Below are 14,829 nucleotides of genomic sequence, written 5' to 3'. Positions count from 1 at the left end.
TATTAAACCCTAACTCTAAAAATAAGAGTTAGGGTAGAAATAATTAAACTCAAACAATCAATCAAGGAGGGAAAAAACTAAAAGATGCAATGCATCAATGTTCTTTAAAATAAAGAGAAAAATCAAGATAACTTTTATTTTAATTGATGATTAATTTAAGGATTTACTCCACTAGAAGTTTGAAGATTCTTTAAATTGATGATTTATTGTTCAATGATTTGATTTTTAATCATCATCGTCTTTAATTCATAGATTTAAACAACTCATACTTTCTTTCTCTTGCCACCACTTAATTTTTTTTATTTTTTAAAGATTTTTTTTTAAACAAATCTTTAACAAGTTACACAACAAACTATACAACAAAATATGCTTTTTTTGAAAGTTTTAGCATATTCATAATGAACTCCTATTAAGTGGTGGTAGGAGAGGGAAAATAATCACTAAAAGAAACCCATTGATTAAAAAGTTTTAAAAGCCAAAGAGATTGATGCTGCTAAGAGATTATTGTGAGAGTAAGTTATGTTAGAATCTAAAAATTTTATGATTCGAGGAAAGCATGATATTAGCGGCAAATTTTAAATCAAATCTTACTTTAAATGGTATTAGGGAGTATTTTAAAACTTTAGATTCTTATCTTGTGAAAAAACCTAAGGAGGGGGTATATATATTCCCATCAAGTTTTGCATTGCAAGAAAAAGTAAATCATTTTGATATGGGCATACAAAATGCCTATTGTGCTTTAAATGGCGCCTTTACAGGAGAAATTACACTAGAAGCTTTAAGAGATTTTGGGATTAAAAATATTTTAATAGGGCATAGTGAGAGAAGAAATATATTTGGTGAAAGCCAAGAAGTGTGTGCTAAGAAATTTGATTTCTTTGCAAAAGAAGGATTTAGGATCTTTTATTGCATAGGAGAGAGTTTAGAGGTTAGAAAACAAGGACAAGAAGCTATTGAAAGTTTCTTGACTACTCAATTTAGAGGAATTGATTTAGAGTATGAGAATTTAATTGTAGCTTATGAGCCTGTATGGGCAATTGGTACAGGTGTGAGTGCTACAACACAAGAAATTTATCAAACGCATAATTTTTTAAGATCTAAGGTTAATAAGCCTTTGTTGTATGGGGGCAGTGTTCAATTGCAAAATATTAGAGAAATACTTAGTATTGATGGGGTAGATGGTGTCTTGGTAGGAAGTGCTGCTTTGGATGTATCAAATTTTATTGAGATGATAGAGATAGCAAGAGGAGTATCGAATGAAGCTTAGTGAAATTTTGGAAAAAATAGGGGAAGAGTGTTTTATAAAGAATGATTTTGAGCTTGAGGGGATAGCACCTCTAGATAAAGCAAATGCCAATCAAATTAGTTATATAGATCAAAATAAGTATCTAAAAGACTTAAAAGATTCAAAAGCAGGTGCTGTTTTAATCAGAAAAGAGTATGAAGAAAAGATACCCTCAAATATTCAAGCTATTTTTGTGGAAAACCCTCATTTAGCATTTGCAAAAATCTCACATTTTTTTAAAAAGCCAGAATTTAGTGGGGTTGGAAAAGATCCTATTATCGGTAATAATGTAAAGATGATGCCAAATGTTGTGTTAGGAAAAAATGTCATTATAGAAGATGGGACTGAAATTATGGCAGGGGTTGTGATTAGTGATAATGTGAGAGTGGGTAAGAATTGTAAAATCTATCCTAATGTAGTTATTTATCGAGATAGCCAAATTGGTAATAATGTCATCATTCATGCAGGAAGTGTCATTGGTAGCGATGGTTTTGGATATGCACACACAAAGGATGGAGAGCATATTAAGATTGAACACAATGGTTGTGTAGTTATTGAGGATGATGTAGAGATTGGGGCTAACAATACAATTGATCGTGCAGTATTTGGTGAGACAAGGATACAAAAAGGGGCTAAAATTGATAATTTGGTGCAAATTGGTCATAACTGTGTGATTGGTCCTCATAGTATTCTTGTTTCTCAAGTTGGAATAGCAGGATCTACTACGACAGGTAGAAATGTGATTATGGGAGGACAAGCTGGAACAGGAGGGCATATCCATATTGGAGATTTTGTTACCATAGCAGGAAGAGGTGCGGTAGGGAAAAATCTTCCACCACATACAAAGTGGGGCGGGCATCCATTAATGGAATTAGATGAATGGATGAAGTTTTATGTTAGCTTAAGGCGTATGTTAAAAAAGCAAGCAAATAAGTAGGATTGTTTATTTTTCTGGAGAAACAGGTAAAGAAGTCTAAAAAAGATAAGTCCAAAAAAGAGATTTGGACTTATATCTGTTTGGCTAGTAATTCTAGTTTTATCCTGTATTTCTCATTCCTTGAGCAATACCTACAATAGTGCTATGTATTTCTTCCATCAGTCTTTCTTTTTGTTGAGGGTAGTTTGCTTGATGGTAACGCTTAATTAGTTCAATTTGAATGAGATTAAGCGCACTTACAGGTATCTTTCTCATAAAAATAGATTCTCTAATATCAGGTTGCGTGTCTAATAGTTTTGTTTCATCTCTAATATAGAGCATAATATCCATTGTGCGCTTATATTCTTCTTCTATTAGATTCCAAATTGTATTCTTAAGATTGCTATCTTCTACAAAATCATTATAGAGTTTTGCAATATCTAAATCTACTTTTAAAAATGCCTGAGATATATTATCTAGTGTGGATCTGAAAAAATCAGATTCTAAATAGCAATGCCGTAATAAACTTCTGTCTTTGATTGCCTCAAGTCCGCTTCCTAAGCCATACCAAGCAGGAATAATGCTACGATTTTGAGTCCAAGCAAAAACCCAAGGAATTGCGCGTAAGTCTTCAACTCTTTGAGTATCTTTTCTTTTACTTGGTCTTGATCCTAGATTTAAGTGTTGGATAAACTCAATAGGAGTGGCTTGCTTAAAATAATCAATAAAGCCTTTGGTTTCATAAACAAGTCTTCTATAGAAGCGATAGGATTGTTCTGAAATAACCTTTATTGTTTGTGTATCTGAAATTTTTTGATGAGAAGTTTGCTCTGGAAAATAGGTATCATAGCAAGATTTTTTCAAAAGAGCACTCAAGGTGTTGGCAAGATTAAAGTGGGCACTAATTGGACTAAGATATTTAGAGCTAATCATCTCACCTTGTTCTGTCACTTTTAATAAGCCTGCAACACTTTTTGGAGGAGATGCTAAAAGAGCAGAATCTAATGTTCCTCCTCCGCGACTGACACTTCCGCCCTTGCCATGGAAAAGTAAAAACCTAATTCCCAATGTTTCGCCTAGCTTGATTAGATCTGTAATTGCATTATAGAGGTTATAGTTACTTGCAAAAATACCTCCATCCTTACTAGAATCAGAATAACCCACCATAATTTCTTGACAAGAATTACAATCTTTGAGATAAGTTGCATAATGCTTATTTTGGCTAAGTGTAGCAATAATTTCTTTAGCATGCTGTAAATCTTGAATGGTTTCAAACAAGGGAGTGATAGAGATTTTTGCCTCGATGTTTGGAATCCATAGCTTTGTTTGCTTTGCAAACCAAAGGATGCATAAAAGATCGCTAGCATCAGTTGTCATTGATAAAATAAAAGATCGAATAATTTCATCAGATAGATTTTTTTTACCCCATTGAATAGAAGAAAAGATATCAATTACATTTTGAGTTTCTTGGCTAAGGTCTTTAGTGAGTGAGGAGAGGTTTATGATAGGATGTTCTAATGCTTGATTAAGGATTTCAATTTTTTTATTATTCTCAAGAGTGTTAAAGCCACTATTATAGATTCCAAGTAAGCAAAAAATCTCACTGATAGCATTCTGAAATACACTTTTATGTTCTCTAAAATCAAGTTTTAAGAGATAAAAATCTCCCAGTAAAACTAAATTTCTTAATTCATTGAGTTTTCTTGCACAGGTTTTAGAGAGATTTTTTATCAGCATATCAATATCACTAAGTAATTCTGATGCATTCTTATAAACAAAATCTACTTCCCAGTTTGTGTTAATACCAACAAGGCGATTTTCAAGTTTTTTTCTCATTAATATAAGCATGGATCTAAAGGGCTCATCTTTATACAGTTCTTTATTTTCTGAGTTTAGATAATCTTTATTTTCTTCAATACTTTGATAAAGGTCTTTAGAGATATTGCAAAAGTTTTTATTGATGGATAATTCTCTAATTAAGGCATTAATTTTTTTAATATAAAGATTAATAATAAGTTTATGTTGAGTTTTCATTACTTGTATCATGAGCTCATTGCTTACAAAAGGGTTTCCATCTCTATCACCCCCAACCCAACTTCCAAGTTCAATAGGAGATTTTTGGAGTGGTCTTTTTAGAATCTGTGAGAGTATCTCTAAAGCATCTTGAGCGCTATCAAGAATAGTAGTCTCGATGATATATAAGAGGTTGTCTAATTCAAATAATACTTCTAACTTCTGGCTTCTTATGAGGCTTGTTTGCCATAATAAATGCAGACGGTAATTAATATTTTCTACCCGATCATTTTCTTTTAAATCAAAAATTTTATACAAATCCTCATCAATAGAGTGATGAGCTTCTAAAAAAGTTCTTCTTCTAGATTCTGTTGGATGGGCTGTAAATACGGGATAAAACTTCATATTCTCCAGAACTTCTTGAATATCTTTTGGATTAAAACCCTCTTCTATGAGTTCTTCATAAGTTTTTTTTAACTTCTCAAGAGGTTTTTTTGTGTGGATATTAAAGCGTTCTTCTATAATATTTAGCAAAATATTATAGAGAGAAAAGGCTTTGATTACTTCTAGAGTTTTGTCTTTTGTAATTATATTATGGAGTAATTCTTGAGTGGATTTTTTTTCTTCTAATATTTGGTTTAGAGAAGAAAAAAAATTAGCACAAACTGTATCGGTATCTTTAAGCATATTCATCATAATATTTAGAATGAATTGTTTTTCTTTTTGGAAATTCTGCATTTTAAGCCTTGTTGTTTTTTAACTCTGCCATTATATAATAATCACCAAAAAAGGGAAAAAATGCGACTTGATTTTTTACATAATTATCCTTGTAGTAAGCAAGCAAATGAAATTTTTCTAGATCAAGAATATCCCAATGCTCCTATTTTTGTTTCAGATGATGCAGATCAAAAAAGACTTTGTAGTATCTTTGGGGCTAATTTTACATTTCCTATTACTTTTGATTTTTGGAGTTTTTTAGGCCTTTTTGGTTTTTTTGCAAAAAAAAAGATTGCCTATTGTATTGGAAATCATCAACAAATAGTCTCAAGTGCAAGGCAGATGCAGTTGCATAAAATTAATCTTCAAAAAAAAGATGGAATGCTTGATTTTATTTCTTTAGATTTAGCCATAAGGGAGCAGTGTCAGGTTTTTGTAATTCCAGTTATCAATCAAGATATTTTTAGTTTGAATGATATAGATTTAATCTTCCATTATCTTAACCAAAAACTACAAGATTTTACTTTGATTGTAGATATTAGTTTAAGTGTCAGCCTTTCTCAAAGACTAGAAATAAAGGATGAAAAAATTATCTTTTTATTAAGTGGAGAATCTTTGGGGCTAGCTAGAAATTATGGCTTATTTCTATCGAAAAAAAGTTTTGATATCCCTTTTGTTTTGGCGCAAAATAGTATCTATAAGGCTTTTGTAATGGCTTTAGAAAAGCAAGAAAAAATCAAGCCTTTTAATCGAGAAACTTTTTTCAATAAACTCAAAGAAAGATTAAAGGGGGATATTGATTTATTTGTGGATATAAAAAATAGTGCTTTAAATACTCTAGCTCTAAGATTTTTTGGCATAAAAGCTCGCTTAATGTTGCAAGATCTTTTTATTCAAGATTTTTATGGTGTAAATGGACAAGAGTGTTTATTTGGGCTTTTTAGACCCTCATTTGTATTGCAAGAAATAGGATATGATGAGAATCAAGCAAGGGAGTTGCTTTCTGTTAGTATTAAAAATCTTGAGGATGAAGATAGACTTATACAAGTGCTTTCATCAAGCTATAAACAGATAAAAGCACTTGGGCTTTAGGTTTTTAAGCACTCTTTTTAACAAAGGAGCAAAGAGGTGCTTTGAAGCTAAAGCTAGGATAATTAGAAATAAGCAAGCTTACCTGCGCTGCTGTATGATTATCATGATTAAACACAATAGGTGCCAGGAGATTCACTAAAGAATCCTCAAGATTTTTTTGTAATACAAGCACGCAATAAACTTCAACTTTAGAATTTGCATTTAAGGAGAGTAAAAGTTCAATATTCTTTGGAATATCAAAAGAATATTCTCTTAATTCATAAGGATTAACTAAATAGATTTCAAAATGCTGTTCTTGGTTTGTAATCTTGGCAAACATCTGATCTATTTTTTCAAGTTTTACTTTCTCAATATGCTCAAAACCTAAGATTGGTGATTTGAGGTCATAATTCATTTGTGACTCCTTTTTGATGATGTATTGTGAGACCAGCAAAAAATGTGCCAAGTATGTATAAACTTAATGCAAAGGGTTTAGAAGCATAATTAAATTATTGAGAAAAGAAACAAAATTAGGTGTCTTAGCATTTTTTAATTTTTTGTAATGATTTAAGAGATAACAGAGGATTGATTTAAAAATTTATGGAATTTTTGCAAAAAATGTAAGGAATTTTTTACCTACTCATTGGAGTGTTTTTAGAATCCATTCTTTAATTTTTTTATAAAAAGCCTAAAAATTTTTGTTCAATTTTCCAAAGATTGTGGGGAATACTAAGCTTTTCTTTATTTACTTTTTGATAGAATACAACTTACTTTATAAGCGTTTCTAGGCGCTATGTTGGAGCTTCAGGTGGTAAGATTATTTTTCTATTTTTTGGCTACATTTTTTTTAGCTGGTTGTTCGTTTTTTAATATTTTTCAAGGTAGTTTTTCTCAAGATAATTGGGAAATACAAAAGATTGTTATTCATGGTCAGGAATATCTTGGTGTTGGCGGGCTTAGAGAATTGGCCTTGCAAAAACTACAAGAAGAAGGTGATAGTCAAGGTATGCATGCAGAATCAAACCAGGATGGGGAAAACACTCAAGATTTTATAGATGAAATGACACCACAGGATGATATGGAGAAAAATAGTGAGGGAACCCTAGAAGATTTACAAGAGCTGGCACAGACTAAAGAAGTTTCTACTCTAACCTTTAACACAAGCCAAAACAAGATTTTTGGTGTTGCTGCTTGTAATAATTTCTCTGCGGATTATTCTTGGAAAGATGCAGATAATATTGAAATTTATGAGGTAAATATCACAAGGAAGCTATGTAGTCCATCACAGGTGATGACTTTTGAGTTACGATTTGCTGGAATTTTGAAGAATATATTTTTCGTAGAAAAAAAGGGTAAAGATTCTATGATTTTAAAAAATAAGGATGTGCAGATTTATCTGAAAGCTAGATGAAGATTATCTCACAGGAAATTTTTAATAGCATTGAGGTAAAAAAATCCGTGTTCTTGGGTTTTGTCTTTTCATCAGATTTGTTTGAAATGAAAATGAGGGACCTAAAGCAAGAACATCCAAAAGCTGTTCATTTTGTATATGCTTATCGCTTGATGGAAAAAGGGCAGATTGTTGAAAGATTTAGTGATGATGGAGAGCCAAAAGGAAGTTCTGGGATGCCCATGTTAAATGTTTTGAGAGGATATGATCTAATAAATAGCGCTGCTATTGTAGTGCGCTATTTTGGTGGAACTTTGCTTGGTGTTGGTGGATTGGTGCGCGCATATACACAAAGTGTGGTGTCTTGTATTAAGGATGCGCAGACGAGGTGTTTGCTAAAGGACTATGTGATCCAAAAACAAGAAGAAATACAATGCCCTTATGCTCTATTGAATAAAGTGGAGTATATAGCTAAGACTTTAGGGATTGAAATAACTAAAGATAATTTTGGAGCAGATAGTGTGGTTTTGAGGGTTTGTGGTATGCAAGAGAAATTGGATATTTTTCTTTCTAAATACTATGATTTGCAACATAATCTAGGAGGTTAATGATGGGTAGTGTTACACTTTTTGAATGGATGAAAGTTTTGCATATTATTGCAATAATATCTTGGATGGCAGCCTTGTTTTATTTACCAAGGCTTTTTGTTTATCATAGCGAGCATTCCTCAAACCGTGGTTTCTTAGAAGTGGTTATGATTCAAGAGAGTAAGCTATTTTATATGATCGCACAGCCTGCTATGATAATTACTTTTATAAGCGGTATTGCCTTGATGGTTACATATCCAATCAATATTTTTCAAAGTGGTATGTGGTTTCATATCAAGCTAAGTGCAGTGATTTTACTTTTGGTTTATCATTTTTCTTGTTGGTTTTATCTTAAAAAATTTGCACAAGGTAAGATTCCAGGAAGTGGAAAATTTTTCCGTTTTTATAATGAAATTCCTACAATTCTTTTGATTGTGATTGCTATTTGTGTTGTTTTAAAGTTTTAGGGAGAAAATGATGACAAAATTATGGGGTGGTAGATTTAATACTTCAAATACTAGGTTATTAGAGGAGTTTAATGCTTCTATTTCTTTTGATTATAAACTTTGGAAATATGATATTTTAGGCTCTAAAATTCATGCAAAGATGCTTTGTAAAATAGGCGTATTAACAGAGGATGAGCTTTTGCTAATTCATAAGGGATTGGATAGTATTGCAGAAAAAATAGAGCGCGGAGAATTTATCTTTGATATTGCAGATGAAGATATCCATATGGCAATTGAAAAAGCCCTAATTCAGGAGATTGGGGATGTTGGAAAGAGACTGCATACAGGAAGAAGTAGAAATGATCAAGTTGCACTTGATTTTAGACTCTATGTTTTAGAAGCAAACAAAAAAATTCAAAAGCTCTTAGTAAATCTTATAACCACTCTTTTAAATATTGCAAAAGATCACACACAGACAATTATGCCAGGAATGACTCATTTACAGCACGCACAACCTATTAATTTTGGTTTTCATCTTGTAGCTTGGTGTGTAAATTTTAAGAGAGATTTAGAGCGCTTAAAAGATAGTTATTTAAGAAACAATTATCTTCCCTTGGGTGTGGGTGCTATGGCTGGAACTCCTTACAAAAATGATAGAGAAATGATGGCAAAGGAACTAGGTTTTATAGCTCCAACCCTAAATGCGATGGATACAGTAAGTGATCGAGATTTTGCACTTGATCTGCTTTATGATCTCTCAATGATTGCAATGCATATTTCAAGAGTGTCTGAGGAGTTGGTGCTTTGGAGTAGTTATGAGTTTAAGTTTATAAATATTTCAGATGCTTATGCAACTGGCAGTTCTATTATGCCACAGAAAAAAAATCCTGATGTGCCAGAATTATTAAGGGGTAAGAGCGGTAGAGTTTTTGGAAATTTATTTGCACTTTTAAGCGTAATGAAGGGCTTGCCTTTTGCTTACAATAAGGACACTCAAGAGGATAAAGAAGGTGTTTTTGATAGTGTAGAAACAATATTAATTTCTTTAGAAATTTTAAAAGAGGTTTTAGAGACAATGAGTGTCTCTCAAGAAAATATGTTAAAAATGGCACAAATAGGTCATTTAAGTGCTACAGATTTAGCAGATTTCTTGGTTAGAGAGTGCGGTATTGCTTTTAGGGAGGCGCATCATATTACTGGAAAAATTGTCGCTTACGCAGAATCTAAAAATCAAGATATTAATATGCTTAGTGAAGAAGAAATTTTAAGCTTAGATTTTAGGATAAAGCCAGGAGTAAAAAAAGTTTTAAATTTAGAATCTTCAATGAATGCAAGGGATTCTCAAGGTGGGACTGCAAGCTGTGAAACCAAGAGACAAATCAAAATTCTACAAGATTGGATTACTCAAAACTATGGACAATAAACAAAAAAAGATTATAGAAATGTTTGATGACATTGCACCAAGCTATGATCTAGCAAATCGTGTTTTAAGTCTAGGGATTGATATCAAGTGGCGCAAAGAGGCTTGCAAAAAATCCTTAGAGTTGCAACCAAATAAGAATTTAATTATTGCAGATATCGCCTGTGGAACGGGTGATATGATCTTGCATTGGCAAAATTTTACAAGAGATAAGAATGTGAAATTTATAGGTGTGGATCCATCAAGTGGTATGCTTGAGATAGCCAAAAAAAAACTCCAAAATACAGATCAAAAGAATCAAGTAGAACTTTTTTTAGCTCAAGCGCAAGATCTTAGTGTGATTGCATCAAATAGTGTGGATATTTTATCTATTGCATATGGTATTAGGAATGTGGTAGATATTAATAAGGCTTTTCAGGAATTTGCAAGAGTGTTAAAACAAAATGGGGTTTTAGTCATTTTAGAATTTACCAAAAAGCAAAAAAAGAACATACTTGATTCATTAATGGGTTTTTATACAAAAAAAATTCTACCTTTTATAGGAGGAATTATTTCAAAAAATTATGCGGCCTATCAGTATCTTCCAGATTCTATTGAAGATTTTCTAAGCACAGAGGTTTTGGCCTCTAAACTTGAAAAAGAAGGATTTAACATTCATAGTGTGAAGAGTTATAGTGCTGGAATTTCAACCCTAATCATTGCTATAAAGAGGTAAAAATGCAGAATAGTTTTTTATTTAATTTTTTTATGCTGTCCCAATATCAAACAGCACTTGTTTTGGTATGTCTTTGTGGGTTTTTTTATATTCTAAAGAGATTGCAGGATAAGGAAGTTGATTTTTCTATTCGTATGTTAATAGGTCTCTTAGTGGGACTAGCTTTTGGATTAACCTTGCAATTTTTAACAAATTATTTTGGAGATGAGGGTAAGCAAGCTATCTGGTTTATGGAAGTAAAGAGTTGGCTTGGATTCTTTGGGCAAGCATTTGTTAATTGTATCAAGATGCTAGTAATTCCTATCATAGCAATTTCAATCATTAAGGTTCTCTTGGAAATTGATAAAAATCTAAAAGTTTCTATTCTCTTGTTAAGATCAATGTTTTGGATTTTTCTAAGCGTGGGTATTGCTGCTGGTGTTGGTGTATTTTTAGCTTTGTGTTTTGATTTAAAGATACCAGTAGCCCTGATGAATGATAGCGTGCAAATAAGAGAAGTTAAAAATATTATGCAAATTTTATTAGGCCTAATTCCAAGCAATATTGTGGATTCTATGATGAAAAATAATATCGTTGCTTTGGTATTTTTTTGTTTCATTATAGGTTTTAGTGCAAGAAGTTTGGCAAAGAGTGAGGCTTATAAAGAAGCTTATAATGTCTTTGAAAAACTCATTCAAGCATTGCATCAAATCATTATGAATGCCACACTTTTTATCATACGCTTTATGCCTTATGCAGTTATTTGTATGATGGCCGAGGTGTTTTTAGAAAATGGTTTTGATGTGATTAAAGGAGCATTAAGTTTTATTATGGCAATTTATTTGGCAATGATTATTATGTTTGTTGTGCATTTATTGCTTGTGGCATCTCAAGGATTAAATCCTTTTAGCTTTGCAAAAAAAGCTTTTCCCGTGTGGATTTTTGCTTTTAGTAGTCGATCTTCTGTAGGAACTTTACCTTTAACAATTGCAACCCTACAAAATAAAATGGGAGTAAGTGGTGGTATTGCTAACTTTGTTGCTTCAATTGGAAGCACTGTTGGATTAAATGGTTGCGCTGGTTATTTTCCTGCAATGGTGGCAGTATTTATTGCCCTTAGCATAGGAGTTCCTGTAGATTTTTCTTTTATAGTAAGTGTGATTTTAATTGCAATTCTTGGTTCATTAGGAATTGCTGGAATACCAGGTAGTGCAACAATGGCCGCATCTATAATGCTTACAGGTATTGGTTTTAGTGATTATTTTTGGCTTTTGAGTATAGTTTTGGCAATTGATCCCATCATTGATATGGCACGCACTGCAAGCAATGTATCAGGAGCTATGGTTGCTTCTGTTTGCACAGATAAGGGATTAAAAAGCTTAGATTTAAAAACTTACAACTCTTAAAGGATATATTTTGGAAAGTTTTGAACAAAAAATTGAGAGCGTTAAGGATATCTTAGCAAAGTTGGGTTCAGAGAATTTGAATTTAAAAGAGGGAGTGGAGCTTTATAAAGATGGGCTTAAAAAGTTGAAAGAAGCACAAGAAATGTTGGAGAATGCTCAAATAGAATATGAAGAAATTAAGAATACGCTAAAGGATGAAAATTGAAAATTGCAATATGTCAGACAAATACTCTACCTTTAAAAGAATCTGTATTTCTAAGCTATTTTAAGCATTTGCAAAAGGATAGCATAGCAGTTTTTGGGGAATATGCTTTTGATTTATTCTTTAATGAATTAAGTGATACTCCAAAAGAACTTATTGCTCAACTTTATGTGCAAAAACTTTCTTTGCTCCAAAGGATGGCAAAGGATTATAAAATTAAAATTGTTGCCCCACTCATTAGGGTAGATTCTAATAAAATTTTTAAAGAAATTGCTGTAATTGATGCCAAAAATACAGAGTTCTACTTGCAACAGAAATTAATTAATTACGAACATTGGAATGAAGAAAAATTTTTTGATAACCCTAAAGTAAAGAATTTAAAAAAGCCATTGGTTTTTGAACACAAGGGCTTTAAGATAGCGGTTTTATTTGGATTTGAAGTTCATTTTGATGCTTTATGGTTAAAGTTAAAAGAGGAGGGTGTCGATATTGTTTTACTTCCAACGGCTTCAACATTTCAAAGCTGTGAGAGATGGCAGATATTGTGTAGAAGTAGGGCTCTTTGCAATGGTTGTATGGTCGTGCGTGTGAATCGTGTAGGAAAAGTAAATATACAAGGGCAAGAGTGTGAATTTTATGGTGAGAGTTTTGTTGTAAACCCAAGTGCAGAAATTGAAGAAAAACTAGACCATAAAGAAAGTATTTCATATATTGAAATACATAAGGCTGATATAGATTCTCAAGTTAAAGAATGGGGTTTTAGAAGACTAATGAAAGGAAAGAAATAATGGCTATAAAAGATGTAAATCAAAAGTTAGAAAGTGTTTTTGAAGATAATCAAGGTGATTTCTTATCTTTCGAGAAAGTTGCAGAAGTTTTAGGAAAAATGCCAACTAGCGCGCAAGTAAAGAAGATAAGAGAGTATTGTGAAAAGTACAATGTAAAATTGATTAGTTCCTCTGAACTTGCAAAAAAGTTAAACACTAAAGATCGAATCAAACAGGCTGAAGAAAGAAAAAGATTCTTAGATGAAGAGCTTAATAATGAATTTGATTTAATGAAAGAAAGAGAGCTTTTAGAGTGGAGTAGAAGCGATAGCCCTGTGCGTATGTATCTAAGAGAGATGGGGCAGATTGAACTATTGACTAAGGAAGATGAAGTAGAGCTAAGTAAGCAAATAGAGCTTGGGGAAAATATTATTTTAGATGCAATTTGCTCAGTTCCTTATCTTATTGATTTTATTTATGATTATCGTGAGGCTTTGATTAATAGAGAAAGACGAGTAAAAGAACTCTTTAAAAGCTTTGATGATGAAAGAGAAGAGGAAGAAGGGCAGGATGTCTCTGAAGATGATGACTTAGATGATGATGGTGAAGAAAAGAGTAAAAAGCCTATTTCTAAAAAGGATCAAAAAAGAGTAGATAAAGTTCTTGAAAGTTTTAAGGCATTGGATATTGCAAAAAAGGATTGGCTAAAGTTTTTAGAAACCCAGCTAGAAGAGGGTGAAGATGAATGGTTATATATTTTAGGATTAGCATATAAGCAACAAATTTTAAAAGAGAAGTTACTGGATCTTGGACCTACAAGTAAGCTTATTACAGAGCTTGTTAAAGCAATGGAGAATACGCTAAAAAGTGATGATGGATTTGAAAAGGAACTAAGACGCTTAGAGTATAAGTTACCACTGTTTAATGATATTTTGGTTCAAAATCATCAGAAAATTTTATCTAATATTACTAATATGACAAGGGATGATATTTTAGCTGCGGTGCCTGAAGCTACTATGGTCAATGTATATATGGATATTAAAAAGTTATTCCAAACAAAAGAGGCGAGTGAAGGAGGATTTGATCTAGAGCCAGAAAAGCTTAAAGAAATTTTAGAGCAAATTAAGCGTGGAAAGCTTATTTCTGATAAGGCAAAAAACAAGATGGCTAAATCTAATTTGCGTTTAGTGGTAAGTATTGCAAAGCGTTATACTAATAGAGGATTACCTTTTTTAGACTTGATTCAAGAGGGCAACATAGGTCTTATGAAAGCAGTTGATAAGTTTGATTATAAGAGAAATTATAAGTTTTCAACTTATGCAACTTGGTGGATTAGACAGGCAATTTCAAGGGCAATTGCAGATCAGGCAAGAACCATTAGAATACCTATTCATATGATTGAAACCATCAATAGAATTCATAAGATTATGAGAAAGCATGTTCAAGAAACCGGAAAAGAGCCTGATGTGGATACAATTGCACAGGAAGTTGGTTTGAGTGTTGATAAGGTAAAACATGTGATTAAAATCACAAAAGAACCTGTAAGTTTGGAAGCTCCTATTGGAAGTGATGAAGATGGTAAGTTTGGGGATTTTGTTGAAGATAAAAATTCTACAAATGCTATGGATCAAATCATGAAAGAGGATTTAAGAGCCCAAATTTTTGAGGTTTTGGACCAATTAAATGAAAGAGAGCAGGCAGTAATTCGAATGCGTTTTGGCCTTTTAGATGATGAAAGTGATAGAACTCTTGAGGAAATTGGAAGAGAACTTAATGTAACAAGAGAAAGAGTAAGGCAGATAGAATCTAGTGCAATTAAAAAGTTAAAGCATCCTAAGGTAGGTCGCAAGCTAAGAAATTATATTGAGGAATAATTTTTATGCCTTGTATGAGGCATAAAAATCCCTTAATGCTT

14 protein-coding genes are annotated in these 14,829 nt (G+C 32.2%); 12 read left to right on the top strand and 2 right to left on the bottom strand.

Annotated elements, in window-relative coordinates; all coding sequences use genetic code 11:
- The first annotated feature begins 556 nt into the window (after positions 1-556).
- Entirely contained in the window at positions 557-1,267 is a 711-nt protein-coding gene (locus C6H31_RS05720; RefSeq protein ID WP_104697859.1) for a triose-phosphate isomerase, read from the top strand.
- Positions 1,257-2,222, top strand: a complete 966-nt coding sequence (gene lpxD / locus C6H31_RS05715) for a UDP-3-O-(3-hydroxymyristoyl)glucosamine N-acyltransferase (RefSeq protein WP_104697858.1) — start codon at positions 1,257-1,259, stop codon at positions 2,220-2,222. The genes C6H31_RS05720 and lpxD overlap by 11 nt, the downstream gene beginning before the upstream one ends.
- 99 nt (positions 2,223-2,321) lie before the next feature.
- Here the strand turns inward: lpxD and C6H31_RS05710 are convergent, their stop codons facing one another.
- Complete coding sequence (locus tag C6H31_RS05710) at positions 2,322-4,952, bottom strand: phosphoenolpyruvate carboxylase (RefSeq protein ID WP_104697857.1); 2,631 nt, start codon at positions 4,950-4,952, stop codon at positions 2,322-2,324.
- Between the two features lie 60 nt (positions 4,953-5,012).
- Between C6H31_RS05710 and C6H31_RS05705 the strand changes: the two genes are divergently transcribed.
- Positions 5,013-6,023 (top strand): hypothetical protein, encoded by a 1,011-nt coding sequence (locus C6H31_RS05705; RefSeq protein WP_104697856.1) that lies wholly within the window; start codon positions 5,013-5,015, stop codon positions 6,021-6,023.
- 4 nt (positions 6,024-6,027) lie between these two features.
- Here the strand turns inward: C6H31_RS05705 and fliW are convergent, their stop codons facing one another.
- Positions 6,028-6,417: a flagellar assembly protein FliW gene (gene fliW / locus C6H31_RS05700; RefSeq protein ID WP_104697855.1), complete on the bottom strand. Its 390-nt coding sequence runs from the start codon at positions 6,415-6,417 to the stop codon at positions 6,028-6,030.
- A 378-nt stretch (positions 6,418-6,795) separates the two neighbouring features.
- Between fliW and C6H31_RS05695 the strand changes: the two genes are divergently transcribed.
- The 9 genes from C6H31_RS05695 to rpoD are packed head-to-tail and all read left to right on the top strand — an operon-like array spanning position 6,796 to position 14,788.
- Complete coding sequence (locus C6H31_RS05695; RefSeq protein WP_104697854.1) at positions 6,796-7,413, top strand: META domain-containing protein; 618 nt, start codon at positions 6,796-6,798, stop codon at positions 7,411-7,413.
- Positions 7,410-8,000 (top strand): IMPACT family protein, encoded by a 591-nt coding sequence (locus C6H31_RS05690; protein WP_104697853.1) that lies wholly within the window; start codon positions 7,410-7,412, stop codon positions 7,998-8,000. Before C6H31_RS05695 ends, C6H31_RS05690 begins: the two co-directional genes overlap by 4 nt.
- Positions 8,000-8,446 carry a protoporphyrinogen oxidase HemJ gene (gene hemJ, locus C6H31_RS05685; RefSeq protein ID WP_324726560.1) on the top strand — a complete coding sequence of 149 codons (447 nt, stop codon included), beginning with the start codon at positions 8,000-8,002 and terminating at the stop codon, positions 8,444-8,446. Before C6H31_RS05690 ends, hemJ begins: the two co-directional genes overlap by 1 nt.
- A gap of 10 nt (positions 8,447-8,456) precedes the next feature.
- Complete coding sequence (argH, locus tag C6H31_RS05680; RefSeq protein WP_104697852.1) at positions 8,457-9,848, top strand: argininosuccinate lyase; 1,392 nt, start codon at positions 8,457-8,459, stop codon at positions 9,846-9,848.
- Positions 9,838-10,560: a bifunctional demethylmenaquinone methyltransferase/2-methoxy-6-polyprenyl-1,4-benzoquinol methylase UbiE gene (gene ubiE / locus C6H31_RS05675; protein ID WP_104697851.1), complete on the top strand. Its 723-nt coding sequence runs from the start codon at positions 9,838-9,840 to the stop codon at positions 10,558-10,560. The genes argH and ubiE overlap by 11 nt, the downstream gene beginning before the upstream one ends.
- Before the next feature lie 2 nt (positions 10,561-10,562).
- The gene (locus tag C6H31_RS05670; RefSeq protein WP_104697850.1) at positions 10,563-11,945 is read left to right on the top strand and encodes a cation:dicarboxylate symporter family transporter; all 1,383 of its coding nucleotides are present in this window, start codon (positions 10,563-10,565) and stop codon (positions 11,943-11,945) included.
- A gap of 10 nt (positions 11,946-11,955) precedes the next feature.
- Complete coding sequence (gene xseB, locus C6H31_RS05665) at positions 11,956-12,150, top strand: exodeoxyribonuclease VII small subunit (protein ID WP_233709973.1); 195 nt, start codon at positions 11,956-11,958, stop codon at positions 12,148-12,150.
- Positions 12,147-12,935: a carbon-nitrogen hydrolase family protein gene (locus C6H31_RS05660; RefSeq protein ID WP_104697848.1), complete on the top strand. Its 789-nt coding sequence runs from the start codon at positions 12,147-12,149 to the stop codon at positions 12,933-12,935. The genes xseB and C6H31_RS05660 overlap by 4 nt, the downstream gene beginning before the upstream one ends.
- Positions 12,935-14,788, top strand: a complete 1,854-nt coding sequence (gene rpoD / locus C6H31_RS05655; RefSeq protein WP_104697847.1) for an RNA polymerase sigma factor RpoD — start codon at positions 12,935-12,937, stop codon at positions 14,786-14,788. Before C6H31_RS05660 ends, rpoD begins: the two co-directional genes overlap by 1 nt.
- The last annotated feature ends 41 nt before the right edge of the window (positions 14,789-14,829 follow it).

It is taken from the genome of Helicobacter sp. 'house sparrow 1', assembly GCF_900199585.1.
In the GTDB taxonomy this organism is placed as follows: domain Bacteria; phylum Campylobacterota; class Campylobacteria; order Campylobacterales; family Helicobacteraceae; genus Helicobacter_H.
Note: the sequence above shows the minus strand (reverse complement) of the source record. Positions and strands in the feature narration are given on the sequence as shown.

What these genes read in the sequence shown, in the direction of transcription:
- C6H31_RS05690 (WP_104697853.1), top strand. Translation starts at nt 7,410, where the DNA reads ATGAAGATTATCTCACAGGAAATTTTTAATAGCATTGAGGTAAAAAAA.
- hemJ (WP_324726560.1), top strand. Translation starts at nt 8,000, where the DNA reads ATGATGGGTAGTGTTACACTTTTTGAATGGATGAAAGTTTTGCATATT.
- ubiE (WP_104697851.1), top strand. Translation starts at nt 9,838, where the DNA reads ATGGACAATAAACAAAAAAAGATTATAGAAATGTTTGATGACATTGCA.
- C6H31_RS05720 (WP_104697859.1), top strand. Translation starts at nt 557, where the DNA reads ATGATATTAGCGGCAAATTTTAAATCAAATCTTACTTTAAATGGTATT.
- C6H31_RS05710 (WP_104697857.1), bottom strand. Translation starts at nt 4,952, where the DNA reads ATGCAGAATTTCCAAAAAGAAAAACAATTCATTCTAAATATTATGATG.
- argH (WP_104697852.1), top strand. Translation starts at nt 8,457, where the DNA reads ATGACAAAATTATGGGGTGGTAGATTTAATACTTCAAATACTAGGTTA.
- rpoD (WP_104697847.1), top strand. Translation starts at nt 12,935, where the DNA reads ATGGCTATAAAAGATGTAAATCAAAAGTTAGAAAGTGTTTTTGAAGAT.
- C6H31_RS05670 (WP_104697850.1), top strand. Translation starts at nt 10,563, where the DNA reads ATGCAGAATAGTTTTTTATTTAATTTTTTTATGCTGTCCCAATATCAA.
- C6H31_RS05705 (WP_104697856.1), top strand. Translation starts at nt 5,013, where the DNA reads ATGCGACTTGATTTTTTACATAATTATCCTTGTAGTAAGCAAGCAAAT.
- fliW (WP_104697855.1), bottom strand. Translation starts at nt 6,417, where the DNA reads ATGAATTATGACCTCAAATCACCAATCTTAGGTTTTGAGCATATTGAG.
- C6H31_RS05695 (WP_104697854.1), top strand. Translation starts at nt 6,796, where the DNA reads ATGTTGGAGCTTCAGGTGGTAAGATTATTTTTCTATTTTTTGGCTACA.
- lpxD (WP_104697858.1), top strand. Translation starts at nt 1,257, where the DNA reads ATGAAGCTTAGTGAAATTTTGGAAAAAATAGGGGAAGAGTGTTTTATA.